Raw genomic sequence first — 25,156 nt, 5'->3', positions numbered from 1 at the left:
TCGTCCTTATTTGTTCAGATTATTTTAACGCTTTACTCACTTTCAATTTCTTGCCTTTTACCGTTGTGTGTTCCATGGCTTGCAGCACTATTGAGCCTTTGCCATTTAGTATGTCAACATAAGATAAGTTGTCCTGGATGGTAATAATGCCAATATCGTCTGCTGAAACACCTGGAATATTGGAAATGGTCCCAACAAAGTCGACTGCTCGAAGCTTCTTCTTTTTACCGCCGCTAAAGTGGAGCTTGGTAATGTCCTTGTTAATTCGAGCTGTCTTATTATTTCTAACTACCCTTCGCCCGCTTCGTTTTTCTTCAAATGCCGCTTTTCCACTCAACACCTCATCCTCGGAAGGAGCGTCCATTGGAGGAATTTCAAAGCCAATATATCTTTCAATTGCTTTTAGGAACTTCCCTTCAAATGGTGTTGCGAAAGTAATCGCTTTTCCTTTGTTCCCAGCTCGACCAGTTCTACCTGTTCGGTGAACATAGCTCTCTTTTTCCATCGGAACATCATAATTAATAATGAGCGTCACATTATCAATATCAATTCCCCTTGCAGCCACATCCGTAGCCACTAAATAACGGAAATTTCCCATTTTAAATCCGTCCATGACAGCAAACCTATCCTCTTGTTCCAGGCCGCCATGTAATCTTTCACAGGAATAATTGGCTTTGTCCAATTCCGCATAGACATTTTCTACATTTTCTTTTGTACGGCAAAAAATGATACAGCTTTCTGGATTTTCAACTACTGTTACATCATTCAACAGTGAAATCTTATCTTCTTCCTTCACTTCGATAACACTGTGTTCAATCGTATTCGTTGTAACACCTGTAGAGGCGATCTCAATATGAATTGGATCTTTCATATATTGATGGCAAAGATTTTCAACATCCTTTGGCAGGGTTGCTGAAAAGACCATTGTTACCCGGTTCTCTGGTAGCTCTTTAATGATAGCCTCAACTTCGTCAATAAACCCCATATTTAACATTTCGTCCGCCTCATCGATGATTAGATATTTTATTTTATCTAATTGGAGCGTTCCCCTTTCAATGTGGTCCATCGTTCGGCCAGGTGTACCAACGACCACATGCGTCTTTTGGTTTAATTCTTCTTTTTGTTTCGAGAATGGTTCTTTTCCATAGACCGCCACTGCTTTGATTCGTTTAAATCTACCAATATTCGTTACATCTTCACGAACCTGAACCGCAAGTTCACGAGTCGGTGTAAGGATTAAAGCCTGTGGCTTTTTCTCTTCCCATTCCATCATCTCGCAAATCGGTATCGCAAAGGCTGCTGTCTTGCCGCTGCCTGTTTGCGATTTTACAACCAAATCCTGACTCTCCATAGCCTTTGGTATAACTTTTGTTTGTACTTCAGTAGGACTTTCGTATTTAAGCACCGTAAGCGCCCTTCTTATTTCATCGCTTAACGAATAATCCTCAAACTTTTTTTCACTCATGCGGCAACCCCATTTTTTATTATTATCCAACTTCTCTATAGGATTTCTCTGTGAGAAATATCATATGCAAAATCTGAATATGTTCATTATACTTGAAAAGCTAGATAATTCGACTTTTATTTTAATACTCTCTTGCACAACAGCTTTACAACATCATAGAGAAAATGTACAGTAGATTTAGAAGCTGTCTGATAGTTATAGTGAGATACTAGAATTAAAAAACAGAAAAGTCCAAATTTTCGTCAGAATCTGTTATAATAGTAATATCCTGTTATAAGGATATTACGAATCACTCACTGGACAGCAACTTCATACATCAGTGGATCTCTTTTTTTATTTACTAAAAATCTTTTTATTAGGAGGTAATCTATGTATAAAATTAAAGATAAGGAAAAGTTATTCATTTACACTGGACCCGATGGCTCAGGGAGAAAAACGATTGCTAAGATGGTCGCAACCGCGTTTGATATGGAAACTGTCCTCTCTTACACGACTCGTCCTCCCCGTCATTACGAGCAAGATGGCGTAGACTACCATTTTGTTTCGGAAGAAAATTTCAACAAGCTGAAAGACAACGAAGAATTTCTTGAGATCGTGGAAATCGATGGAATTCATTATGGAATCCGTGAAGAGGATATTGTTAAGGCATTTGAAAATCATAATCTTGTCTATTTAACGTTAAATCCAGAAGGCACTGAAAAATTAAAAAACATGTATGGTGACAAAGTTATGCGCTTTTTCGTTTTTGCTGACCGTGATACGGTTATTGAAAGACATAAGGCTCGTAATGATAAAGAAGAAGATATTCAAAGACACTTAGCACACTATGATGAAACCATGGCATATAAAAATCAATGTGAACATATATTTGAAAACTATGACTCCCCACAGGTTTCCTATCAAGTGAGTGAAGTCATTGAAGCTTTCCTCGATCGAAATCGAATTGTCACAGATTACTAAAAAATAAGGTCCAATCGATAGGATGTTATCCTGTCATTGGACCTTTTTCATATTTACTGCCTTATAATTAGGAATCACCATAAATATTTCCAAAAACTTTTAAATGAAGTAAATCAATATAGATAACAGCTTGAAATTGTCTAATTGACCGTGTATAATTAAGTGTTGAAAACATTATTTAGGGGGAACTCTTTTTGTCGATCGAAGTAGGCAGCAAAGTACAAGGTAAAGTAACGGGTATTACTAATTTTGGAGCGTTTGTAGAATTACCAGGTGGCACAACTGGTCTTGTGCACATCAGTGAAGTAGCTGATAGCTATGTTAAAGACGTGAATGATCATCTTAAAGTAGGAGATCAAGTTGAAGTTAAGGTAATTAGTGAGAAAGACGGTAAAACTGCCTTGTCCATTAAAAAAGCTATTCATAAGCCAGAAGGTCAAACTTCTTCTTATTCCCAGCGCCCACAACGCCAAGGAAGAGATAACAGGCAATCAAAAGACTTCCGTTCAAAAGGCGGCAATTTTAAGCCAAAAGAGAACTTTGAAGATAAAATGGCTAAATTCTTAAAAGCTAGTGAAGAAAACTTATCCAGCTTAAAACGCAACACCGAAACGAAACGTGGCGGCAGAGGCGGAAGACGCGGATAATTATAGATAAAGAAGGCATGCCAGCACGGGCATGCCTTCTTTTATTTTTTAAATAAAGGAAAATCCTCACTAACCCTTTGACAGATCTCTCCGATTTGCAGCTAAAGGCGGCTGCTCTAACCATTCATTTTCGATCATAAGATTGGCTCCATCTTCAGATAGTTTCAGAACCTCCATATTAAATCGTGTATAATCCACAACTAAATCGGTTCTCTGACTTTCGGAAACCGCAATCCCATAGTTACCTACCCCAGCATATATCATGAGATTAAAGTGAAACATCATTAATTTATCTGAAAATGGGGATTCCTTAGAGTCTGTCACTTCTTGTTCGAACGCAATCGGAAATCCTAGTGAGTCCATTTCCAAATAGCTGCTTAAGACTTTTATATGCTTCAATGAAACTTCTTTTCCTCTCAAGAAATATTTTCGGACCTTATTGGATTTCGCGACTTGGCTAAAAGCAGTTGTGATTGCGACACCTAGGCGATTGGTCAGAACGTTTGCATAGAGATTGGTAACCTCTGCTCCTGTTAGCGCTTCCCTTCTCCCTAGACCTTCTAAGATAAAGGATTGTTTATGGACGAACTCTAATTTTTGTGGATAAGGAATAATAGGAGGGCGCATAGCGAGCCCTTTTTCTAATAAAATTGTCGTTGCCTTAGAATCCAATTCAAGGGTATCTGTCATACATTCAGCATAGAAAGAACGAATATCCTGGCGATAAACGTTTTGTAATACCCTACCATAGGTAACTAAACCGCCCTTTGACATGTTCCGAATATACCTTAGATAAAAAATATCCGAGAATAATCGTTTAGCCAATAAATTTACATCTTGTTCGGTAAATCCTTGTGGAATCTGAATTTGTTCATAAGTAAATAGCTCACGAATAAAATCAAGATGTTTTTGCGATAATTCTAATGCATGATTGATAAGGGATTTAATGTCAAGGTCATCGATATGTACTAAAAAATACTTCAAAACGCAGATAGACATACTGTCTGCAAGATAACTGGTCCAAAGATAAGACAATTCAGCTGCCGTTAACTTAATAGGATTGAGGTTATTATTCATATTTAGTTCCTCCTAGCTTCTTCAGGCATAATATTTCCAGAATAGGAGGGAATTATTTACACGGTTCTACCATTCAGCTTGCAGTTTTGCTATAAGAATGCTTGTCTGATTATGACCAAAATCCAACGCTGCCGATTTTATCGTAACAATCCTAGCATGATTCTTACCATAAATCAGGGTAACACTCCTTCCCTGATTGTTACCCTAATCAAATGCCCACGCTTTTATGGGACAAAAAAATAAGGCTGTCCAAAAGTCTAGTATACTTTTGACAGCCTTTTATTATTCTATTTCTTGTTTAACTCATCTAATAGTGGAAAAAGCTCTTCGAGGTGGTGGATTTCATAGGTTGGAATCACTTCATTTCTTTCTTTATCGTGGCGGTTGATCCAAACGGATTTAATTCCTGCCCTATTGGCACCCAAAATATCAGTCATTAAGTTATCCCCAACCATTAGTACTTCTTCCTTCTCTAATTCCATCAGTGATAATGCATGCCCAAATATCGAAGGATCCGGTTTTCCTCTTCCATACGCACCTGAAATGACAATCTGGTCAAAATAGGGAACCAGTTCAGGTGTAATTGATAATTTCGTATTCTGCAAATCTGGGGATCCATTTGTCAAAAGAAGCAATTGATACTTCCCTTTTAATGAATCAAGAATTTGAAACGTTTCCTCATACACGAACGGTAAATTCCTGCGCTCCTTGGGGAACCTTTCCGCTAACTCATATCCAAATTCAGGGTCATCTACTCCCAATGCCTTAAGTCCTGCTGTCCATGCCTCTTTTCGATAGCCAGGTACAATTTCCTTCATTTTTCTAAAATCATCATGATCATCTAAAAAATTCCCCCATAAACCTTCAAACGGATTAATTCCAATCATTTGTGTAAACGAATATGTCTCATAAGAAGAGTATAAATTTCTAGCAGCCTCACGAACTGCATCTTCTAGTACAGTGGCGTCTACTCCATATCGTTCCTCTGCTACTTTACAAGTCGCAACAAATGCTTCCTGAATACTTTTTTGATCCCAAAGCAGTGTGTCATCTAAATCAAAAAAAATTGCTCTTATCATTTCTAAGCATCACCTTTCACACAAATATATTTTTCTAGTTTACCATTTTTAAAATTAAATGAATATTCTTTCACAAGTAAAAAATAAATTTCTCATTTCTAAACGGTTGAAGGATTAGAAGAATTTTAAAAACCTAAGATTTTAATCATCGACGACTACACCCATCGGTGGAAATCCCAATGAGTTTAATAGATAAACCGAAATACTATTCCGAATATTCCTAACACTGATATAATAATAAGAAAGATTTACTAGCTGGTAACAGTCACCATTAAGGGGGATTGCCATGTTCAATTTATTAATAACCATGGTGGAGCGATTAGGCATTCTCGTGATGATTGCCTTTATTTTAACGCGATTTCCGTTTTTTCGAGATATGATTTATCAGGAAAAACTGAATCGCAAGCAGCAATTAACAGCCATCCTTTTCTTTGGTTTTTTCGGAATCATAGGAACATATTCTGGATTAACGCTCAATACTGACAGCCTGGAAATAAACCGTTGGACTTCCAATTTAAATGCCGATGAAGCGATTGCCAATTCCCGTGTAATAGGAGTTGTATTAGCCGGTCTACTTGGAGGATATAAAATCGGACTAGGTGCAGGTTTAATTGCAGGTATACACCGCTTTACACTAGGCGGTTTTACCGGGTTATCCTGTGGTTTAGCAACCATTATCGCGGGACTCTTGGCAGGAATCTTCTATCGAAAAAATAAAATCTTAAAACTAAGATCTGCTTTTGTGATTGGTGCTCTTGCAGAATCATTGCAAATGTTGGTTATTATACTCATTTCCCGCCCTTTTGAAAAGGCTTGGACATTAGTTGAAATCATTGGTTTGCCAATGATTTTAGCAAATGGATTAGGCTGCGCCCTATTTCTGCTTATCATTAAAAGTGTTATAAACGAAGAAGAAAAAGCAGGTGCCCTGCAGGCACAAAAAACATTGAGAATTGCGGAAAAGACCCTTTCCTATCTAAGAAACGGACTTACTTCCCATTCCGCAAAAATAGTCTGCCATATTCTCCATAATGAAATGAATACAAGAGCTGTGGCAATGACAAATTTATCAGAAATATTGGCTCACATTGGACTAGGACATGACCATCATCGTTCTGAAAGCCCCATCCAAACCGAAATTACGATGGAAGCCATCGAAAAGGGAGAAATCGTAACAGCAAACCAAGAATCCATTCATTGCCGCGAAAAGGGCTGTCCTCTTGGTGCTGCTGTTATCGCCCCCTTAAAACAACGAGGAGACACAATTGGAACGTTAAAGTTCTATTTTCGCTCAGAAAAGGAAATTACACCCGTCACGATGGAATTAATAACAGGGCTTAGCTCGCTTTTAAGTAACCAGCTTGAACTAGCAGAAGCTGAAAAATCCTTTCAATTAGCTAAGGAAGCAGAAATCAAGGCACTTCAGGCACAAATTAGTCCTCACTTCCTATTTAATACATTAAATACGATACTTTCTCTTATTCGAGTCGATCCTGGTAAGGCTCGGAAGCTGCTTGTTTCTCTGTCCCATTTCTTGCGGCAAAATCTTTCCGTCACGACTCAAAGCGTGACCACGCTAGAACAAGAATTAAAGCATGTTAAGGCGTATTTGGCTATAGAAGAAGCTAGATTTAAAGATAAATTGAAAGTCATATATGATATCGAGGATAGTGCGCTTCTAGAGACGATCCCCCCACTCACCCTTCAGCCAATCGTTGAAAATGCAATTAAACATGGCATGAAGGATACGGAAAGGAACGGATTGGTGAAAATTACAATACAAAAACAAAACAAAGTAACCCTCGTAAAAGTAGAAGATAACGGGATTGGTGTGAGCGAGGACCGCGCCAGCCAAATATGCAAATCACCTATTCTTTCGGAAACCGGAAATGGAGTAGCCCTTTACAATGTGAACCGCAGGCTGACCATCATGTATGGTAATTCTTCACGTCTACATATAAAGAGTGAGTTAAGTAAAGGGACTGAGATTGAATTCTGTGTCCCCTGTATGGAGGTAAGTTAAATATGGAAACACTTATTCGAACATTAATTGTTGATGATGAACCCTACAGTCGTGATGAATTAAAACATTTATTAGCTACCTACCCCAGTATTAAAATTGTCGGAGAAGCTGAATCAGGGGAATCTGCCATCCTGTGTGCCATTCAACTTCAACCGGATGTCGTCTTTCTGGACGTAGAAATGCCAAAAATGAATGGAATGAAAGCAGCTAAAGCACTCTTAGAATTAAAAAAGGCACCTTTGGTTGTTTTCGCCACTGCCTATCCACAATTTGCAGCTGAGGCTTTCCGCTACGACGCAATTGATTACCTATTAAAGCCCTATGATGAAGAGCAATTACAGGAAACGATAAACCGCATAAAGAGGAAATTTACCACTCTAATCGAACCGGATAACGGTAAAGCTCCAGGAAAACTCGCACTCGAAGTCGATGGTGAAATCATTTATCTGGAACCAAAAGAAATTCTTTATATCCTTAAAGACGATAAAGTCACCAAACTGATTACAAAAAGTCGTGAATTTGAAACGAAAACACCTCTTAAGGAGTTGGAAATCAGACTACTAAACTTTGGATTTTTTAGAATTCATAAAAGTTTTCTAGTAAATTTGGAGTATGTGAACAAGCTGTCTCCGTGGTTTAACGGTGCCTATCAGTTGGAAATTCAAGGCAGGAAGGAATTACTTTCCGTTAGCAGAAATTACGTGAAAGCATTAAGGTTACGATTAGAAATTTAATCATTTCATTTTTTGCATCTTAAATCCAATTATAAGCATGATATTCTTCTTTTTTTACTTGTTAATCTAAAATCACTCTATTCTGCCTCTAACTCTTTTAAACTAATAAATGTAACCGTATTCATAAAAAAGGGGGAGAAGTATTGTATACATTTTTAGCTGGTATTGCACTTTTAATTATTGGTTATTTTTCCTATGGAAAATTCATTGAAAAAATGTTTGGCGTGAAAGAAGATCGGGCAACGCCTGCCTATGTTAATAACGATGGCGTTGACTATGTGCCAATGAGCACGTCAAAGAATTCCTTAATTCAACTCTTAAATATTGCCGGCACAGGTCCGGTTTTTGGTCCCATTATGGGAGCTCTATATGGACCAGTCGCCTTTATCTGGATCGTGATTGGCTGTATTTTCGCAGGAGCAGTACATGACTATTTAACTGGAATGATCTCAATCCGTAACCGAGGTGCTCATTTACCGGAGCTTGCAAGTAAGTTCCTAGGAAAAGTGATGAAGCACGTGGTAAATGCCTTTGCAGTTCTGCTTCTTTTATTAGTAGGTACCGTATTTGTTTCTACACCAGCAAGTCTGCTTCACGTCTTAATGGATGGAAAAATTGCATTAGGAATTATTATTACGGCTATTTTCATTTATTATATTGCAGCTACATTACTTCCAGTTGATAAAATCATTGGTCGACTCTATCCGTATTTTGGTGCTTTGCTTTTAATTAGTGCTTTAGGTGTAGGAATTGGAATGGTTGTAACGGGGGCACCAATTCCTGAATTATCACTAACGAATTTCCATCCAGCTAATGCCCCAATTTTGCCATTATTATTTTTCACGATTTCATGCGGCGCGCTATCTGGATTCCATGCGACACAAACACCTATTATTTCACGTACCACACAAAATGAAAAACAAGGACGTAAAATTTTCTACGGTATGATGATTGCAGAAGGTGTCATTGCGATGATTTGGGCTGCTGCAGGTATGAGTTTGTTCAATGGTTATAACGGATTGAATGATATTTTAGCAGCTGGCGGTCCTGGTGCGGTTGTCAGCCAAGCATCTACTGCCCTTCTTGGAGCCATTGGCGGAACGTTAGCTGTTCTTGGCGTGGTGGTCCTGCCGATTACCTCTGGAGATACTGCTTTCCGCAGTGCACGTATGATTATTGCAGAATACCTAAATATTGCCCAAAAGAAATTTTCAAGCCGCTTATGGATTGCACTACCTTTATTCGTGATTTCAGCTATACTTACTCAAATTGACTTTAATTTATTATGGAGATACTTCAGTTGGGCCAACCAAGCAACAGCTGTCATTGCGCTCTTTGTCGGTGCCATGTACTTGTACATTGCTAAGAAAAACTACTATACAGCATTGGTGCCAGGCTCCTTCATGTTAGTGATGGTCATTACCTATATATTAAATGCACCTATCGGGTTTGGATTGCCGATGACATTTTCTTGGATTGGCGGCTTCATCGGTGCTGCTGTACTTATTGGGTTATTCTTCCGTGCTGCTAAAAAGGCACGAGCAACTAATATGCCGCTTGAAGATGATATTTCTGGATGGAAAGTTGCGTAATGTACTTTCCCCTCTGAAGAATTAAGTGTACGCTGCAGCGTGCACTTTTTTAATTGTAAAAATTAATTCAACATATTCCTTTTTCTGTTCTCATAAAATGGACAAGGAGAGGTAGTCCAAAGAGGAGGAATGAAAGTGGAGATCACGATTATACATTTGAGGATCCATTTCTATTAGTTATGAAAAAAACATTGCTGACATATTTTTGCTTAGTAATAGGAGCAACCCTTCAGGGTTTTGCTATGTCTGTATTTTTATTTCCACATTCCATTCCGTCTGGCGGGGGTGCTGGTCTCGCCATCCTAATCAATCATTTTTCCCATCTATCACTTGGATTTTCCTTATGGCTGGCGAATGTTGTCTTTTTATTATTTGCTCTCCCTTATTTTGGTTTTACCTGGACCTTTCGCACTATTATCTCAGTTGCGATTACCGCTATGACGGTAGGTTACATAACTTCTCACTATCCTCACCCGCACATTAATATTTTCATCTGTATTGTAGCTGGGAGTATTATTTTTGGCTTTGGAGTCGGATTATTGATTCGGGCAGGTGCATCAAGTGGTGGAATGGTCATTCCATCGTTAATGATTGCCAACTATAAAAAGTGGAGCCCTGGAAAAGTAATGATGGGAATTAACCTTATTATCTTTTTACTAACCGCTGTGGTAATCGACTATAACATCGTTTTATATGCGATTATTTGCCAATTTTTTTCTACCAATATTATTGATTTTATCTATGATTTAAAGATCCATAGAATAAGGTTTTTAACAGCAAATTGGCGAAAAAGGTAAGAAGACCCTTATAGAATCTTCTTATCTTTTAGGTATTTTTTTATGATTTCAACTGATTGAGTAATCGTCATATGATCGGTTTCAATTACAATCTCAGGTAGATCAGGAGACTCATACGGAGAAGAAATCCCTGTAAACTCTGGAATTTCTCCCTTTCTTGCTTTTTTATATAACCCTTTGGGATCCCTATTTTCACAGACCTCAATAGGGCATTTAACAAAAATCTCAACAAATTCTCCTATATCAAACATTTGACGAACTAGCTCTCTATCCTCTTGAAACGGAGAAATAAAGGCAGATGAGACGATAATCCCGCTGTCTACAAATAGCTTTGCCACCTCTCCAATCCTCCGGATATTTTCTTTTCGATCTGCAGGACCAAAACGTAAATCACTATTTAAGCCATAGCGAATATTATCACCGTCTAATACATAGCTGCTATATCCCTCATGAAATAATGAGTGATCCACTGCATTCGCCAAAGTAGATTTCCCAGACCCAGATAACCCTGTGAACCAAAGAACACAACTTTTATGACCATTCTTCACATGACGTTCTTTTTTACTGACACTCGAATGGTGCCAAGTGATGTTTTGACTATTTTTCATGTTCAACACCCTTTATTTCCTTCGTGTAAACATGCTTCATACCTTGAATTAGAATTTCAATTACCTCAGGTCGACTGAATTCCTTAGGCGGGTGCACTCCATTTTTTAACATGGCTCTTACCTTTGTTCCGGACAGGACAACATGATCACGAGAATCATGTGGACAGGTTTTCTCAGAGGCCATGTTTTCACACTTTTTACAATAAAAACTATGTTCAAAAAATAGTGGCTTAATTCCTAGGTCCGCTTCGTTAAATTCACTAAAGATTTTCTGAGCATCATATGTTCCATAATAGTTTCCTACTCCCGCATGGTCCCGCCCAACAATAAAATGAGTACATCCGAAATTTTTCCGTACGATGGCATGAAAAATCGCTTCTCTAGGTCCTGCATAACGCATAGCAGCCGGGAAAACAGATAAGAAAACACGATCTTTTGGATAGTAATGTTCAAGTAAAACCTGATAGCTTTTCATCCTTATATCACTTGGAATATCATCCGCCTTTGTCTCCCCTACTAAAGGATTTAGAAAAAGACCATCAACCGTCTCCAAGGCTGTTTTTTGAATATATTCATGTGCTCTGTGCACTGGATTTCTAGTTTGGAATCCTACTACTGTCTTCCAGCCAAGATTCCTAAATTTCTCCCTTGTTTGGATTGGATCTAGATAAAAACGTTCAAACTCACTGTTATTGATCCTTCTTGCCATCATAATGGGACCTGCTACATAGAGTTCATCCCTTGCGAACAGTTTTTTTACACCAGGGTGCTGCAAGTCCGTTGTTTTATAAACCATTTCCGCCTCTACGATTTTATCAGGAATATAGATTTCCTCCACATTCATTTCACCATAAACGACTCCATCTTTTATCAGATTAATCGTTTCCCCAACCTTAAGTTCGATAGCTTTATTCTTATCTATCGCTAATGTAATCGGTAATGACCACGGAAGACCGTTGGATAACCTCATTTTTCTTACAACCGACTCATAATCGGCTTTTCCCATGAACCCTTCTAAAGGGCTATACGCGCCATTTGCAATTAACTCCATATCGCTTAATTCCAAATTATCGAGCAAAACATAGTTTCGTGATAAGTCGATAGAAAGACCATGGTTAATACGATTGATTAATTTGCCGCCATGTGGCACACTTTCACTCATCATTCTTCCCTCCCAATTCCAACTGAATCATAAAACGGCCGAATAGGTAAAGCCGATTATGATTCATGTAATCCACATTCTGTTTTTGATAGACCCGCCCATCTGCCCGCACGAGAATCCTTTTGGTCTGAAACAGGCTTCGTACAAGGAGCACAGCCGATACTTGGGTACCCTTTGTCATGGAGTGGATTATAAGGCAGCTTATTAAGTTGAATATACGTCATGATATCTTCTGAGGTCCAATGGATGAGGGGACATACTTTGATTTTTTGAAATTTGTCATCTTTATTAATATATTCTGTCTTGCTCCTGGAAAGGGATTGTTCACGTCTTAAACCAGAAATCCATGCCTTTGCGTCCGCTAATCCTTCCTGCAGAGGAACTACCTTTCTCATATGGCAGCAAAGATTGGGATTATGCTTCCACAATTCTTCACCATACCATTTTGCCTGGTCCTCCAAGGAATTCTTCGGCTTTATCATGTTGATTTTCAAGGAAGGGTATCGATTCTTAACCTCTTCTATTAATTCATAGGTTTCTGGAAAATGTAATTCTGTATCAAGAAAAATGATTTTTGCCTCTTTATTTACCTTAGAAATTAAATCGATTAGTACAATACCCTCTACACCAAAGCTGCAGGCATAGACAATTTCGTCTTGATATTCTCGATATGCCCACTTTAATACATCTAAATAATCTGGCTGACTATTTATAAAGGAGGCAATTCGTTTTTCATCCCATTTATCATGCGTTAAAATCTCAGACAATCCTCAGACCTCCATTTCTCTCCTATCCCTTAGGTTAAATGGCCAACGTGATACAGGCATTATTAACCACTTCCAGTTTATTCATTTGGTTAATATCACCATACTTGACATATGAAATCATAGCTCTTATCCAAGAGCCATGGCCAAACGCTAGGATATTTCTATATGTTTGATATTTATTTAAAAACAGTTCAATCCGTTTTTCTAAATTGTTTATACTTTCCCCTAAAACCAATTCTTTCGGATTTTCAAACCATACGTCCCCATATTTTTCTATTAGCTTATTTTTGGGTACACCTTCAAATGGTCCAAAGTTTAATTCATCTAACAATCCTTCTATTTCATATTCAAATCCATAGAGATTGGCTGTTTGGTGGGTTCTTTGTAATGTACTTGCTAGAACAAGGTCAAATGGTGCTAATTTTTCAAGTCTCATTCGATTGTCAGCAATCCCTTTTAATAATTCTTGGGAAACCTGTGAAAGTCCGATGTCCTTCCTCCCCTGAAGCCACGTTTTTTTATTCCATTCCGTTGGAAGGTGTCTAATCACAGTAATTTGCATTCATCTTCCTCCACATAAAAGGTTTCACTTCGCAGTCCACAGCGTTGTGTTTCTAATACTAAAACATCCTGAAGTCTTACATTACCTAAATTAACGTTTGGTCCAACTTCTCTAATAAAATACATTTGGTGTTTTGGGGTTGGTGCCTCAAAGATAATCTTTTTACTGTCGATATCTTTTATTAATTCCTGAATTAAATTAGATTTTATGCTGCCTGTTTTTTCATAAATCCCTGAAGTCCCTGAGTCCCTGCCTTCTGTAATCACATAGGCACACCCTGCGTGTAATAAAAGGTTTATTTCTTCCTTCCAATCAGAAATATCCATTTCCTTGGTAGAATCCTTTGACCCAACTTCAGCAATAACGTGAAAATCCTTCTTAATACTAGAAATCAATTGGAGGCGTTCTTCAAGTGGTATGTCCAGAGTTCCGTTGGAAATTTCAATCCATTCAATTCCTAAATTACGTAAATGCCTTAAATATTCAGGTACCTTATTTTGATAAAAGCATTTTTCAAATAGTGTTCCTCCACAATAAGGCTTTATCTGATGCTCCTTATAAAGTTCTATTTTTCGCCTTAGATTTGGAGTCACATAGGCAGAACCAATTCCTATCTTGGCAATATCAATGAGGTATCCATAATCATCTAAAATATGCTTTAACTCACCGATTGGGGTGCCAAAATCGATCACCGAGGTTAAGCCATACGTTCTATTTCCTGACGTCCTTTCTGGAAGTATTAAAAAATCCATATAAAAGCGCCTCCTCTTTTTTTCTAGGATAGATTATTCAAAAATTAGGTGAATGTGTAGATATTAGGCTTGAAAAGGAGAAATTAGGCTATTGTCTTGCATAAACTCTGCCTTCACTTGAAACAATAAAAAGGCTATTCTCACAGTTAGGGGTGTAGATCCTTGTCAAAGCAAAAACATAGCGGCTTAACGATTCTGGCCATTAGTTCCATACCGCTTATCCTTGTTTTAGGAAACTCAATGCTTATTCCAGTCCTTCCTAAAATGAAGTCAGAACTCGATATTTCACAATTTCAAGTTAGTTTAGTCATATCTGCATTTTCAATTGCAGCTGCCATATCGATACCTGTCTTAGGTTATTTGTCTGACAGGTTTTCGCGAAAGGCCATTATTATCCCAGCCCTCATTTTATATGGGAGTGGAGGACTTTTAGCGGGTGCGGCCTCCGCTTGGTTTGACAATTCTTATACATGGATCCTTGCAGGCAGGATTATGCAAGGTATGGGTGCTGCAGGAACTGCTCCTATTGCCATGGCTTTAACAGGTGATTTATTTAAAGGTGGGCAGCAAAGTAAAGTTTTAGGTTTAGTTGAAGCATCCAATGGTTTTGGAAAGGTTATCAGCCCGATTATCGGTTCTCTTTTAGCCTTAATCTTTTGGTATGCAGCGTTTTTCGCCTTTCCGATTTTCTGTGCTATTTCCTGCTTATTAACGATCTTTTTCATCAAGGAAAAGAAAACCAAAAAGGAACCCCCTCCGGTTGGTAAATATGTGAAGGGTCTTGTATCTGTTTTTAAAACGGAGGGCCGTTGGTTATTTGCTGCTTATATAACAGGAGCAACTTGTTTATTTACACTTTTTGGGATCTTATTTTACATTTCAGACATATTGGAAAAAGATTATCAAATTGATGGTGTGTTAAAAGGATTGATATTAGCTATTCCCCTACTTGTCATGACTACCACCTCATATATAACTGGAAGTAAAATTGGTAAAAAAATGAAGTTGATGAAAACCTTAATCGTATTAGGGTTATTGCTAATGACAACTTCTTTTGCAACGCTGATATTCTTTAAAAATTTAGTTCCCTTTTTCGCCGTACTTTCTGTAAGCAGTATTGGAACAGGACTTGTTCTCCCATGTATCAATAGTTTTATCACGGGTTCCGTTCCCACAGACCGAAGGGGTTTTGTAACCTCCTTATACGGTTCTGTTCGATTCTTAGGGGTGGCGATTGGTCCTCCTGTCTTTGGCTCCCTAATGGAATGGTCCAGATCTGGTATGTTTTTAGTCACTGCCGGCTTAACATTGTTTTGTGCACTGCTTTGTATGGTCTTGATTCACGTAGCGAAAACCAAACCATCGGAAGAAAATGAAAGTGATTCATTATTTGAAAAATTGCAATTCACCTAAGTCATGTTAGATATAAAGGAGTAGATTTAATTGCAAATATATTTTTCACCTGAGGTTATAACCCCGGAATATCAGGTCTTGAATGTCGTTAATTCGAAAAATAAGGGTGTAGGAAATGTTGCCTTTTTATTTGATGAAAAGAAGTTGTATGTTTACGGCATTTTAGAAGATGAAGAAGTGGGTTCTGATTTTAAAGATTTGGTCACTCCCTATATAAAAGGATTAGCAAAGGCTAAACCAGGGCTTGATATTCTATCCTGCTTGTATGTGGGTTGTAAAAAAATTAAGCTAAAAGAAGAAGAGGATGAAGAAGAATAAAGATAAGGTTAGAGGACGGTATTGACCGCCCTCTTTTAATTTGGGTTTGGGCAGTAGTAACATGGCATTTAACCACTTCATAATTTATTGATAAGCAGTTAGACAAATATGGAGTGTGTGGCCTAATGAGTATTGGAATTATTCTAATGGGGCTATTAATCGGGTTTATGGTTGGCTTGACCGGTGTGGGCGGAGCAGCATTGTTAACACCCATATTAATATTATTAGGGATTAGTCCATCCATAGCAGTAGGAACAGACCTGGTTTATAATTCTATCACCAAGCTTTTCGGATCTTTTCAACATTGGAGGCAAAAGACGATCAATCTAACGCTGGTAAAATATCTTGCTATCGGAAGTATTCCAAGTGCAATATGTGCAGTCGGGATTCTCCATCTGTTCGACTCATTTTTTCATAACCAAGAGGAAGTAATCAAACATGCTTTAGGATACGTTTTAATTTTAGTAGCATTGACTACTCTTATTAAAACGTTTGCTAAAGGTAAATTAAAAGAAAACTCTCTCCAAAAAAAGCCGCTTCATGAGAAACGTGGATTAACGATTGGTATTGGGGTTATCTTGGGCTTTATTGTTGGGCTGACTTCTATTGGTTCTGGTTCTTTGTTTGCCTTGGCAATGCTTTATCTATACAGAATGAGCCCTTCAGAGCTTGTCGGAACAGATATTGCTCATGCATTTTTACTCGTCACAGCTGCCGGATTTATGCATGCTGGTATTGGCAATGTTGACTATTTATTGGTGATGAACCTTCTGATGGGTTCCATCCCAGGGGTTCTGATTGGAAGTAACTTATCCTCCAAATTCCCAGCGAAACCATTAAGGACAATTATGGCTATCATGATTTTGATTAGTGGTGTTAAACTTATTTAAGAAACACGGTACTCACCGTGTTTTTTTCTATTTTTAACGAAAATGAAAAACCTGTCCTTCTCTTGAAAAACCAATCATATACATATAGTAGAAATGGTAATTCCAGGAGGTCATTATGTTTATCATTATTGAAAAAGTAGTACTCGGAATGGCGTTTTTACGATTAATATCGGGAAGTATTGAAATATTTGCAGCAATCCTAATGATTAAATTTAATACGGTAGAAAAAGCCCTGATGGTTAACTCTTCGCTTGCACTTATCGGACCTATTATATTAGTTTTAACCACCTCCATAGGTTTATTTGGCTTAGTCGAAAAAATATCGATTATGAAATTCGTCTGGATTGCACTTGGGGTAAGTTTTATCTTCATAGGTGTAAAGTCATCATGAACAAAACTACATAAAAGGAAGCCTATCATCGAATGATGATAGGCTTATTTATGTGCTTGTCTAGTTGCATCTTGTGGATTAAGTATTCTGGCACGGGTATTTTTAATTGGGATTGGTGTTCGCGCAAGCATAATTTTAAAATCCAGTGGATGAAACGGGATGAACGGGTACAAATAAGGAGTATTCATGCTCTTCGTTCTTGCAAGAAGAATAATCCACAAGGTAATTCCGATGGCTAGACCCGGTACTTTTAGTAACGCGACCATAAGTAAAAAGAAAACACGGAACAATCGGTTGGCTAGACTTAATTCATAACTTGGTGTGGCAAAAGTTCCGATTGCGGCAACCGCTACATAAAGAACTACCTCGTGTGTAAAGATACCCACTTGTACCGCCACATCTCCAATAATAATAGCAGAAACGATACCGAGCGCTGTTGCAAGGGCATTCGGTGTATGGATGGCTGCCATTCTGAGAATTTCAATCCCAATTTCAGCAATGAGGAATTGCCATATCAACCCAATTTCACCGGTATCCTTTAGACCAATAAACTTCCACCGGTCAGATAGCAGCTGCTCATTGGTAGCATACGTGTACCATAATGGTAAGAGGAATAAAGAAGCCAAAACAGCAATAAATCGTGCCCATCTCAAGAAGACACCTATTATGGGTTTTTGGCGATATTCCTCTGCATGCTGTAAATGATGCCAATAGGTAGAAGGACAGATCATCACACTGGGTGAGCCATCTACAACAATCAGGACATGGCCTTCCATTAGATGAACCGCACTGGTATCTGCTCTTTCAGTATAACGGACAAGTGGATATGGGTTATAATTTCGGCCAAAGACAAATTCTTCAATGGTTTTCTCCCCCATTGAGATACCGTCAACAGAGATATTCTCCAGCTTATCTTTTAACATCTTTACGTGTTCCATATCAACGATACTATCAATATAAACTAATGCAATATCTGTTTTAGATCGTTCTCCTACCTGAACATAATCCATGATTAAAGAGCGATCACGAACACGCCTTCTAATTAATGCTAAATTAAAAACTATCGTTTCAACAAAACCATCACGCGGGCCCCGTACCACACGCTCAATATCCGGCTCTTGAGGTGATCGAATCGGATATTCACGTGAATCAATCAGGATAATCTCTTTACCACCCTCTGCCACTAATGCCGTTTGACCCGCAAGAATTTGGGCGATAACCTCTTCTAAATCCTCTGTTTTATTAACCTCTACATGAGGAATGAAAGTTTTAAAGAGCTTTTCAATGGGATTATCACCAAAGTCCTCAGGTTTACGCTTTTCAATCTCCTTCATGATTAAGAGCAGAATATTTGCCGCTGCAAAACCATCAATCAAGAACATAGCAAACTTGCGCTCTCCCCATACCAAAGGACGGTGAATTACATCAAAACTTTTTCCTATCCGTAATTCTTTAATTAAATAATCAACATTTTCTTCAAACGTCTCTTTTACTGGAACCTGTGTACCCTTTTTTCCCAAACCTGCCAACTCCTAAAATTTTCATAATGATATTTTGCTGCAAGTTTGGATGTTATATACTAACCTTACGAGTTTTTATCATCGTTTAATCCAGTAAAAACGTTTTAATAGTCTTTTGGGTGTCATTTTCTGTATAAACAAATAAAGTTTCACTGCCCTCTTTTAAGGTTTGCAATTGCTGTATTGCTTCATCTGTTAACTGAAATGAAACTTTTTCTCCATTAATATCTACCTCAATCGAATGAGGATCAATTTGGCCAGTGAATATGCCAGATGCCTTTGTAAATAGTGATTTTTCAACCAATACATCCATTACAACCTTAGCTTGTTCTTCCTTTGCGGTTAAAAATACTTCAATTTTGTAACTCCCATTGTAAAGGTCTGATATGGTAAATGAGTTTTGAATTTCTTGGTTATTAACAAACGTCATCTCAGTGATTGCCTGTGTTGACATGGCTTCATCAGAATACTGTTTTACTTTTTTCCCTTCCTCATCATAAACGATGTAATCTGCCTGTAAGCCGCTTGTAAAAGATAGTTTTAGCGGTCCGCCAGATATATTTTTCACTTTGTAATTGATAATGATAGAATTGTTTTCTTCTTTTATTTCAATCGTTGGATGAACATTTGCAGCAATTTCACTTTGTTTTCGTTTATCCATTTGGTTCTCTTTCTTCACAACCTCACTGTTTCCATTTGTTTGATTCCCAGTACCACAAGCACTTAACAATCCTGCCAATAAAATTATCATTATCTTATATCCCATAAATGAAAAACTCCTTTTAATCGAATTACCTTAATAGTCGATTAAAAGGAGTTTGGAGTTACACCTATTTTATTTTTCATATAAAGATTTTTAGCTTCCTACGGAAATCTAGAGACCACCAAGGTAGGCTTTTTTGATTTCTTCACTTGCTTGCAGCTCTGCTGCTGTTCCAGAGATTTCAACCCGACCTGTTTCGATTACATAGGCGCGGTCTGCAACGGAAAGTGCCATATTCGCATTCTGTTCAACTAGAAGGATGGTTGTTCCGTCTTTGTTAATTTTTTCGATAATTTGGAAAATCGTTTTTACCATTAACGGTGCCAATCCCATGGAAGGCTCATCGAGTAAAAGCAGCTTAGGCTTTGCCATAATCGCTCTTCCCATCGCGAGCATTTGCTGCTCTCCTCCGGAAAGGGTTCCCGATAACTGCTTTCGACGCTCCTCTAGTCTTGGGAAAAGCTCGTAAACGCTTTGTATATCTTTGCGGATTTCCTTCGAATCTTTCCGTAGGTAAGCACCTAGTTCTAGGTTTTCCTCTACACTCATATTGGCGAATACACGGCGACCTTCTGGTACATGAGAAATTCCGGTCTTCACAATAGACTGGGGAGCCTTGCCAGAAATTGAACTGCCTAAGTACTCAATTGTCCCAGACTTTGGCTTAAGCAGCCCGGATAACGTCTTAAGTAGAGTACTTTTACCTGCACCATTGGCACCTATCAGGGTAACAATTTCCCCTTCATTAATTTCTAATGATACACCTTTAAGGGCATGGATATTTCCATAAAAAACATTAATTCCATTTACTTTAAGCATGGTCACTCGTAACCTCCTCTCCTAAATAAGCCTCGATTACCTTTGGATGATTACGAATCTCATCAGGGGTTCCTGCTGCAATCAGCTGCCCATGATCAAGTACATAAATTCTTTCACAAATTCCCATTACTAGCGCCATATCATGTTCAATTAAAAGAATCGTTAAATCAAATTGTTTTCGGATAAAAGCGATCAATTCCATCAATTCGTGTGTCTCCTGAGGATTCATACCAGCAGCAGGCTCATCGAGCAGTAATAGTTTAGGACTGGCCGCCAATGCTCTGGCAATTTCCAATCTTCTTTGCTGACCATATGGTAAATTCTTTGCTTTTTCATCTTTAAAACGATCCAATTGAAAAATCTTTAAAAATTCTAATGATTTTTCCTCCATCACCTTTTCTTCAGAAAAATGAGAAGGAAGGCGAAAGATAGAACTTAAAATGGAATGCTTCGCTAAAGAATGGTAAGCTACCTTTACATTATCTAATACAGATAATTCACTGAATAGACGAATATTCTGAAACGTACGGCTGATTCCGTTTCTTGTTACTTGGTATGGAGCAAGACCATTTAGTCTTTTACCATTGAACAAGATATCTCCTTCAGTCGGGACATATACGCCAGTCAGTAGGTTAAAGCTCGTGGTTTTCCCGGCACCATTCGGACCAATCAAACCGACCAATTCTCCTTGATTGAGTTCCATATTAAAGCCTGAAACTGCCTTAAGCCCGCCAAACTGAATCCCCGCATTTTTAACTTCTAATAAAGCGCCCATGTTAATTTCCTCCTTTCACACTTTTCTTTTTACCAAAGAAGTCTGTAATTTCACGGGTACCCATTAAGCCCTGTGGACGATATAGCATTACAACAACCAAGACTAAACTGTAAATAATCATTCGAGTCTCAGGATATTGCTGCAGGTAGGTTGAAATTACAGTTAAAAGGACCGCAGAAATTACCGAACCAGACATACTTCCAAGTCCGCCTAAAACAACAAAGATTAAAATATCAAACGATTTTAGGAAACCAAAGTTTGTTGGCTGAATAATGTAAAAGTTATGTGAAAATAATCCGCCGGCAATTCCCGCGAAAAAGGAACCAATCGCGAACGCTGCAACTTTATAAAATGTTGTATTAATCCCCATTGCATCTGCCGCAATTTCATTTTCCCGAATGGCAATACACGCTCTTCCGTGCCGTGAGTTCGTAAAATTGGCAATCACTAAAATGGTAATAACGAGACAGACAAATGCACTGGTCCATGTAGTCATATTGGTAACCATCATTCCTGCAGCGCCGCCAACATAATCGATATTTAAAAACACAATTCTGATAATTTCACCGAATCCTAGAGTAGCAATAGCCAGATAATCTCCTCGAAGCCTTAGAGTTGGAATCCCAACAAGAAGACCAGCTAACGCAGCTACAATTCCTCCAATAATAATAGCTAGAACAAATGGCAGTTCAAATCTCATGGTGATTATCGCTGAGACATAAGCTCCGACTGCAAGGAATCCAGCATGTCCAATCGAAAATTGTCCGGTAATCCCAATAACCAAGTGAAGACTGACTGCTAAAATGATGTTAATAATCATTAGGATTAGCATGTTGCTATAAAATGCATTTAATATTCCTGTTTGAATTAAGCCTTGACCAATTCCATATATTAGTACTGCTAAAATGAGAAATAGCCAGAATTTATTAACCTTTTTCATCTGTCTATCTCACCTACACTTTCTCTCTCGTATTTTTTCCAAAGATGCCTGAAGGTCTAAAAATAAGGATTAGGATTAAGATAATAAATGCTGCTGCGTCTCTCCATAGGGAGAATCCCATTGCACTAACCACTGATTCGACAACCCCAAGGATAAGACCACCAACCATGGCTCCTGGGATAATTCCGATTCCACCTAAAACAGCGGCAACAAACGCCTTTAATCCGGGAATAATCCCCATTAGTGGTTCAATCTTCGTATAATAGACACCAAATATAACACCGGCAGCTCCTGCTAATGCAGAACCAATCGCAAATGTATAGGAGATGGTCATGTCTACGTTTATACCCATTAAGCGGGCAGCGTCCATATCGTGTGATACGGCACGCATAGCTTTACCAATTTTCGTACGATGAACGATAAATTGTAAAATAATCATAAGTCCAACGGAAACGCCAAGAATAAAAAGGGATTGGCTGCTAATCTGAGCACCAAACAGGTTAAAAGTTGTGCTTGGTAATACATTATCAGGATACGCCTCTGGCTGTGCCCCACGAGCATATATCACACCGTATTCAATTAATAGCGACATACCAATGGCCGTTATTAAGGCCGCAATTCTAGTCGCGTTTCGAAGACGTTTATAGGCAATTCTTTCAATTAATACTCCAAATACTGCACAAAATGCCATTGAGAATAATAATGCTGGAAAGAAGCCTAGACCCCATCCCTTAATCGCATAAAACCCGACGAACGCACCTACCATAAAAACATCACCATGGGCGAAGTTAATTAATTTTATGATTCCATAAACCATGGTATAGCCTAATGCGATTAAGGCATAGATGCTACCGAGTGATATTCCGTTAATCAATTGTTGTAACCACTCCACTGTTCTCACTCCTATTTTTTCCAGATTTAACTCTTTACACAAGTAAAATGGAAGGATAATCCTTCCATTTTACTTAACTAGTACTTTTTAAGGATTTACTTTTGTGTTAAACACTTGTTTTCCATCTTTGTATTCTAAAATAGTAGCAGTTTTAATTGGATGATGATTCTCATCAATTGTTACTACACCTGTAACTAGGCTTAGGTCTTTTGTTTTTGCTAATTCAGCCTGAATCTTACTTGAATCAATGCTGCCTGCACGCTTAACCGCATCCGCTAAAAAGTAAACCGTGTCATAGCCTAGAGCATTAAAGGCATTAGGTGCTTCATCATTGTTCTTTTCTTTAAATGCTGTAACAAACTTTTGTACTTTTTCATCTGGATCTTCAGATGAGTAATGGTTGATTAGATACGTATTATTTAATGCTTCTGCTCCCGCTAAATCAACCAACTTAGGCGAATCCCAGCCATCAGCACCAACTAATGGAACATCGATGCCTAACTCACGAGCTTGCTTAACAATTAATCCAACTTCTTCATAATAACCAGGAATAAAAATGAATGAAGGATTTTTCGCCTTGATTCTAGTTAATGTTGCACGGAAATCTGTATCCTTCGCTACATATGCTTCTTCCGCAACAATTTTACCTCCGGCTGCTTCAAAGGTTTCGATGAAGGCGTTAGATAGGCCTTTAGCATAATCACTTGAGTTATCAGCGAAAATCGCTGCGTCTTTAATTTTTAATGTATCTAAGGCAAAGTTTGCTGCTACTGTACCTTGGAAAGGATCAATGAAAGAAGTACGGAAAACGAATTCTCTTACTTTACCTTTTTCATCTACCGTAACAGTTGGGCTTGTTCCGCCTGGAGCAATTAGAACTGTTTTCGTATCATTGGCAATTTGCGCTTGAGCTACTGTATTACCGCTAGTTGCTGCTCCAATAACAGCCGTTACCTTGTCTTGGCTTGTTAACTTAATAATACCGTTTGTAGCCTCTGCTGCTTCTGATTTATTATCAACTTTAACAACATCAAACTTTTTACCGTCAACGCCGCCATTTTTATTGATTTCTTCAACAGCCATTTCAATTCCTTTTGCCATTGATTCACCATATGATGCAACGTTCCCTGAAAGCTCTAAATTCACACCCAATTTAATGGTATCTGAATTGCCGCCTTCTGAACTTTCTTTCGCTCCTCCTGCACATCCTGCCAATACTCCTGCAAAGATGGTAGAAGCCATAAACACGCTTGCTAATTTCTTTTTCATGGTGTTTTCCCCCTTTGATTGAATTTTCAGATACTAAGATTCGTAGGTTAGTATCTTTCTTGCCCCCATGAGATTTGTTTATAGGCTAAATTAATTAACATTAGTTATTGTAGTACTTTTTTCATTGTTAGTCTAGTATATTATTTCAATATTTCAGAACTTTTTATTTTTTATAATAATTAAAGCGCTTTCTTGTTGATTTAAAGCTTTTTTATAAAAAATTTATAATTTTTCCGGACTTGTATTTTATTGATATTCATAAAAAACTATAGAAAATATTATTCGTATTTATGTATTTACACTTGAAATATTTTACTGATATATACTTTTATTACCATCAAAAGGTTCCTTACATATAAAAAAAGAAAGAAGACTAAATTTCGTCTTCTTTCTTTTTACTCAGATGTATCCTTTACCACCTATGAGCCTTTGCGTTTGATCTCGTGATAATATTATGCTGAGACATTTTTGTGTGTCCATTTACCTGAGAACTAGCACGCTTAGGCCTGGTCCAATTATTGAAGAACTTTTGAGAATGTGGATCCAAATGATCTTGAGTACTCACAATGAATCACCTCAATAGTTAGGATTGGGATACTCTGAAACGCGATATTACAAGAATATCATTTATAGTATTGGATTTTAGCTATATAAAAATACACATTATTTAAAGCAAAAACGCCGTTTAGTCTGATAAATTTTAGAAAACGACGGTGAGCTTTGAACACACAAAAAAGACAACCCAATTAGGTTATCTGCTGGTTTGCCTGGCAACGTCCTACTCTCACAGGGACAAAGTCCCAACTACCATCGGCGCTGAGAAGCTTAACTTCCGTGTTCGGTATGGGAACGGGTGTGACCTTCTCGCCATTATTGCCAGACTGTTTTTGAGGTATCATTCCCTCAAAACTAGATAATCAGAAGAAGTATTTTGTAAAACG

At 38.0% G+C, this 25,156-nt stretch carries 26 protein-coding genes and 1 rRNA gene; 10 read left to right on the top strand and 17 right to left on the bottom strand.

What is annotated here, in order from left to right; translation table 11 throughout:
* Nucleotides 1-19: 19 nt before the first annotated feature.
* On the bottom strand, nucleotides 20-1,465 hold the full coding sequence (locus tag ACN6MT_RS16490) for a DEAD/DEAH box helicase (RefSeq protein WP_419887108.1): 1,446 nt from the start codon (nucleotides 1,463-1,465) through the stop codon (nucleotides 20-22).
* A 369-nt stretch (nucleotides 1,466-1,834) separates the two neighbouring features.
* On the opposite strand from ACN6MT_RS16490, the gene ACN6MT_RS16485 reads away from it, so the two are divergent.
* Both ACN6MT_RS16485 and ACN6MT_RS16480 read left to right on the top strand, forming a co-directional pair.
* The gene (locus ACN6MT_RS16485) at nucleotides 1,835-2,425 is read left to right on the top strand and encodes a guanylate kinase (protein ID WP_419887107.1); all 591 of its coding nucleotides are present in this window, start codon (nucleotides 1,835-1,837) and stop codon (nucleotides 2,423-2,425) included.
* A gap of 194 nt (nucleotides 2,426-2,619) precedes the next feature.
* On the top strand, nucleotides 2,620-3,072 hold the full coding sequence (locus ACN6MT_RS16480) for a S1 domain-containing RNA-binding protein (RefSeq protein WP_419887106.1): 453 nt from the start codon (nucleotides 2,620-2,622) through the stop codon (nucleotides 3,070-3,072).
* Nucleotides 3,073-3,141: 69 nt separating this feature from the next.
* Here the strand turns inward: ACN6MT_RS16480 and ACN6MT_RS16475 are convergent, their stop codons facing one another.
* Nucleotides 3,142-4,149, bottom strand: coding sequence for a DUF3231 family protein (locus ACN6MT_RS16475; RefSeq protein WP_419887105.1), 1,008 nt, complete (start codon nucleotides 4,147-4,149; stop codon nucleotides 3,142-3,144).
* 287 nt (nucleotides 4,150-4,436) lie between these two features.
* Nucleotides 4,437-5,228: an HAD family hydrolase gene (locus tag ACN6MT_RS16470; RefSeq protein ID WP_419887104.1), complete on the bottom strand. Its 792-nt coding sequence runs from the start codon at nucleotides 5,226-5,228 to the stop codon at nucleotides 4,437-4,439.
* A gap of 286 nt (nucleotides 5,229-5,514) precedes the next feature.
* On the opposite strand from ACN6MT_RS16470, the gene ACN6MT_RS16465 reads away from it, so the two are divergent.
* From ACN6MT_RS16465 to ACN6MT_RS16450, 4 genes are all read left to right on the top strand, one after another.
* A complete protein-coding gene (locus ACN6MT_RS16465) occupies nucleotides 5,515-7,251 on the top strand; it encodes a LytS/YhcK type 5TM receptor domain-containing protein (RefSeq protein WP_419887103.1) in 1,737 nt (578 codons plus the stop codon).
* A gap of 2 nt (nucleotides 7,252-7,253) precedes the next feature.
* Nucleotides 7,254-7,985 carry a LytR/AlgR family response regulator transcription factor gene (locus ACN6MT_RS16460; protein ID WP_419887102.1) on the top strand — a complete coding sequence of 244 codons (732 nt, stop codon included), beginning with the start codon at nucleotides 7,254-7,256 and terminating at the stop codon, nucleotides 7,983-7,985.
* Between the two features lie 143 nt (nucleotides 7,986-8,128).
* Nucleotides 8,129-9,577 carry a carbon starvation protein A gene (locus ACN6MT_RS16455; protein WP_419887101.1) on the top strand — a complete coding sequence of 483 codons (1,449 nt, stop codon included), beginning with the start codon at nucleotides 8,129-8,131 and terminating at the stop codon, nucleotides 9,575-9,577.
* A gap of 242 nt (nucleotides 9,578-9,819) precedes the next feature.
* Nucleotides 9,820-10,374: a YitT family protein gene (locus ACN6MT_RS16450; RefSeq protein WP_419887100.1), complete on the top strand. Its 555-nt coding sequence runs from the start codon at nucleotides 9,820-9,822 to the stop codon at nucleotides 10,372-10,374.
* Between the two features lie 8 nt (nucleotides 10,375-10,382).
* On the opposite strand, the gene cysC is transcribed toward ACN6MT_RS16450, so the two are convergent.
* Genes cysC through ACN6MT_RS16425 form a run of 5 tightly spaced genes read right to left on the bottom strand, consistent with a single transcriptional unit; the run spans nucleotide 10,383 to nucleotide 14,225 of the window.
* Complete coding sequence (gene cysC, locus ACN6MT_RS16445; RefSeq protein WP_419887099.1) at nucleotides 10,383-10,982, bottom strand: adenylyl-sulfate kinase; 600 nt, start codon at nucleotides 10,980-10,982, stop codon at nucleotides 10,383-10,385.
* Nucleotides 10,972-12,144, bottom strand: a complete 1,173-nt coding sequence (sat, locus tag ACN6MT_RS16440) for a sulfate adenylyltransferase (protein ID WP_419956458.1) — start codon at nucleotides 12,142-12,144, stop codon at nucleotides 10,972-10,974. Before sat ends, cysC begins: the two co-directional genes overlap by 11 nt.
* A 56-nt stretch (nucleotides 12,145-12,200) precedes the next feature.
* Nucleotides 12,201-12,902 carry a phosphoadenylyl-sulfate reductase gene (locus ACN6MT_RS16435; RefSeq protein ID WP_419956457.1) on the bottom strand — a complete coding sequence of 234 codons (702 nt, stop codon included), beginning with the start codon at nucleotides 12,900-12,902 and terminating at the stop codon, nucleotides 12,201-12,203.
* A gap of 43 nt (nucleotides 12,903-12,945) precedes the next feature.
* On the bottom strand, nucleotides 12,946-13,473 hold the full coding sequence (locus tag ACN6MT_RS16430) for a histidine phosphatase family protein (protein WP_419887098.1): 528 nt from the start codon (nucleotides 13,471-13,473) through the stop codon (nucleotides 12,946-12,948).
* Nucleotides 13,458-14,225, bottom strand: coding sequence for a phosphosulfolactate synthase (locus tag ACN6MT_RS16425; RefSeq protein ID WP_419887097.1), 768 nt, complete (start codon nucleotides 14,223-14,225; stop codon nucleotides 13,458-13,460). Before ACN6MT_RS16425 ends, ACN6MT_RS16430 begins: the two co-directional genes overlap by 16 nt.
* 162 nt (nucleotides 14,226-14,387) lie before the next feature.
* Here ACN6MT_RS16425 and ACN6MT_RS16420 point away from each other — a divergent pair, with 162 nt between their 5' ends.
* From ACN6MT_RS16420 to ACN6MT_RS16405, 4 genes are all read left to right on the top strand, one after another.
* Nucleotides 14,388-15,638 (top strand): MFS transporter, encoded by a 1,251-nt coding sequence (locus tag ACN6MT_RS16420; RefSeq protein WP_063251671.1) that lies wholly within the window; start codon nucleotides 14,388-14,390, stop codon nucleotides 15,636-15,638.
* Between the two features lie 30 nt (nucleotides 15,639-15,668).
* Nucleotides 15,669-15,956: a hypothetical protein gene (locus ACN6MT_RS16415; protein ID WP_063251670.1), complete on the top strand. Its 288-nt coding sequence runs from the start codon at nucleotides 15,669-15,671 to the stop codon at nucleotides 15,954-15,956.
* 125 nt (nucleotides 15,957-16,081) lie between these two features.
* Entirely contained in the window at nucleotides 16,082-16,846 is a 765-nt protein-coding gene (locus ACN6MT_RS16410; RefSeq protein WP_063251669.1) for a sulfite exporter TauE/SafE family protein, read from the top strand.
* Nucleotides 16,847-16,961: 115 nt separating this feature from the next.
* Nucleotides 16,962-17,237, top strand: a complete 276-nt coding sequence (locus ACN6MT_RS16405; protein WP_063251668.1) for a YqhV family protein — start codon at nucleotides 16,962-16,964, stop codon at nucleotides 17,235-17,237.
* Nucleotides 17,238-17,281: 44 nt separating this feature from the next.
* Here ACN6MT_RS16405 and ACN6MT_RS16400 read toward each other — a convergent pair whose 3' ends face one another.
* The 9 genes from ACN6MT_RS16400 to rrf all read right to left on the bottom strand — a co-directional run bounded on the left by ACN6MT_RS16400 (nucleotide 17,282) and on the right by rrf (nucleotide 25,096).
* On the bottom strand, nucleotides 17,282-18,757 hold the full coding sequence (locus tag ACN6MT_RS16400) for a spore germination protein (protein WP_419887096.1): 1,476 nt from the start codon (nucleotides 18,755-18,757) through the stop codon (nucleotides 17,282-17,284).
* Nucleotides 18,758-18,842: 85 nt separating this feature from the next.
* Entirely contained in the window at nucleotides 18,843-19,523 is a 681-nt protein-coding gene (locus ACN6MT_RS16395; RefSeq protein WP_419887095.1) for a BsuPI-related putative proteinase inhibitor, read from the bottom strand.
* Nucleotides 19,524-19,631: 108 nt separating this feature from the next.
* Nucleotides 19,632-20,339, bottom strand: a complete 708-nt coding sequence (locus ACN6MT_RS16390) for an ABC transporter ATP-binding protein (RefSeq protein ID WP_063251665.1) — start codon at nucleotides 20,337-20,339, stop codon at nucleotides 19,632-19,634.
* Entirely contained in the window at nucleotides 20,332-21,114 is a 783-nt protein-coding gene (locus ACN6MT_RS16385) for an ABC transporter ATP-binding protein (protein WP_063251664.1), read from the bottom strand. Before ACN6MT_RS16385 ends, ACN6MT_RS16390 begins: the two co-directional genes overlap by 8 nt.
* A 1-nt stretch (nucleotide 21,115) precedes the next feature.
* Nucleotides 21,116-22,054: a branched-chain amino acid ABC transporter permease gene (locus ACN6MT_RS16380; RefSeq protein ID WP_419887094.1), complete on the bottom strand. Its 939-nt coding sequence runs from the start codon at nucleotides 22,052-22,054 to the stop codon at nucleotides 21,116-21,118.
* A 13-nt stretch (nucleotides 22,055-22,067) separates the two neighbouring features.
* The gene (locus ACN6MT_RS16375; protein ID WP_063251662.1) at nucleotides 22,068-22,946 is read right to left on the bottom strand and encodes a branched-chain amino acid ABC transporter permease; all 879 of its coding nucleotides are present in this window, start codon (nucleotides 22,944-22,946) and stop codon (nucleotides 22,068-22,070) included.
* Between the two features lie 87 nt (nucleotides 22,947-23,033).
* Nucleotides 23,034-24,215: an ABC transporter substrate-binding protein gene (locus ACN6MT_RS16370; protein WP_419887093.1), complete on the bottom strand. Its 1,182-nt coding sequence runs from the start codon at nucleotides 24,213-24,215 to the stop codon at nucleotides 23,034-23,036.
* Nucleotides 24,216-24,627: 412 nt separating this feature from the next.
* Complete coding sequence (locus ACN6MT_RS16365; protein WP_082799371.1) at nucleotides 24,628-24,780, bottom strand: YpzG family protein; 153 nt, start codon at nucleotides 24,778-24,780, stop codon at nucleotides 24,628-24,630.
* 200 nt (nucleotides 24,781-24,980) lie between these two features.
* A 5S ribosomal RNA gene (gene rrf / locus ACN6MT_RS16360) occupies nucleotides 24,981-25,096 on the bottom strand.
* Nucleotides 25,097-25,156: the final 60 nt, after the last annotated feature.

Origin of the sequence: Neobacillus niacini, from assembly GCF_048572935.1 — a bacterium.
Lineage (GTDB): Bacteria > Bacillota > Bacilli > Bacillales > Cytobacillaceae > Neobacillus > Neobacillus niacini.
The sequence above is the reverse complement of the archived record's forward strand: the minus strand, read 5'-3'. Positions and strand labels throughout refer to the sequence as shown.

What these genes read in the sequence shown, in the direction of transcription:
- ACN6MT_RS16490 (WP_419887108.1), bottom strand. Translation starts at nt 1,465, where the DNA reads ATGAGTGAAAAAAAGTTTGAGGATTATTCGTTAAGCGATGAAATAAGA.
- ACN6MT_RS16485 (WP_419887107.1), top strand. Translation starts at nt 1,835, where the DNA reads ATGTATAAAATTAAAGATAAGGAAAAGTTATTCATTTACACTGGACCC.
- ACN6MT_RS16475 (WP_419887105.1), bottom strand. Translation starts at nt 4,149, where the DNA reads ATGAATAATAACCTCAATCCTATTAAGTTAACGGCAGCTGAATTGTCT.
- ACN6MT_RS16470 (WP_419887104.1), bottom strand. Translation starts at nt 5,228, where the DNA reads ATGATAAGAGCAATTTTTTTTGATTTAGATGACACACTGCTTTGGGAT.
- ACN6MT_RS16465 (WP_419887103.1), top strand. Translation starts at nt 5,515, where the DNA reads ATGTTCAATTTATTAATAACCATGGTGGAGCGATTAGGCATTCTCGTG.
- ACN6MT_RS16460 (WP_419887102.1), top strand. Translation starts at nt 7,254, where the DNA reads ATGGAAACACTTATTCGAACATTAATTGTTGATGATGAACCCTACAGT.
- ACN6MT_RS16450 (WP_419887100.1), top strand. Translation starts at nt 9,820, where the DNA reads ATGTCTGTATTTTTATTTCCACATTCCATTCCGTCTGGCGGGGGTGCT.
- cysC (WP_419887099.1), bottom strand. Translation starts at nt 10,982, where the DNA reads ATGAAAAATAGTCAAAACATCACTTGGCACCATTCGAGTGTCAGTAAA.
- sat (WP_419956458.1), bottom strand. Translation starts at nt 12,144, where the DNA reads ATGAGTGAAAGTGTGCCACATGGCGGCAAATTAATCAATCGTATTAAC.
- ACN6MT_RS16430 (WP_419887098.1), bottom strand. Translation starts at nt 13,473, where the DNA reads ATGCAAATTACTGTGATTAGACACCTTCCAACGGAATGGAATAAAAAA.
- ACN6MT_RS16425 (WP_419887097.1), bottom strand. Translation starts at nt 14,225, where the DNA reads ATGGATTTTTTAATACTTCCAGAAAGGACGTCAGGAAATAGAACGTAT.
- ACN6MT_RS16410 (WP_063251669.1), top strand. Translation starts at nt 16,082, where the DNA reads ATGAGTATTGGAATTATTCTAATGGGGCTATTAATCGGGTTTATGGTT.
- ACN6MT_RS16405 (WP_063251668.1), top strand. Translation starts at nt 16,962, where the DNA reads ATGTTTATCATTATTGAAAAAGTAGTACTCGGAATGGCGTTTTTACGA.
- ACN6MT_RS16395 (WP_419887095.1), bottom strand. Translation starts at nt 19,523, where the DNA reads ATGGGATATAAGATAATGATAATTTTATTGGCAGGATTGTTAAGTGCT.
- ACN6MT_RS16390 (WP_063251665.1), bottom strand. Translation starts at nt 20,339, where the DNA reads ATGCTTAAAGTAAATGGAATTAATGTTTTTTATGGAAATATCCATGCC.
- ACN6MT_RS16385 (WP_063251664.1), bottom strand. Translation starts at nt 21,114, where the DNA reads ATGGGCGCTTTATTAGAAGTTAAAAATGCGGGGATTCAGTTTGGCGGG.
- ACN6MT_RS16380 (WP_419887094.1), bottom strand. Translation starts at nt 22,054, where the DNA reads ATGAAAAAGGTTAATAAATTCTGGCTATTTCTCATTTTAGCAGTACTA.
- ACN6MT_RS16370 (WP_419887093.1), bottom strand. Translation starts at nt 24,215, where the DNA reads ATGAAAAAGAAATTAGCAAGCGTGTTTATGGCTTCTACCATCTTTGCA.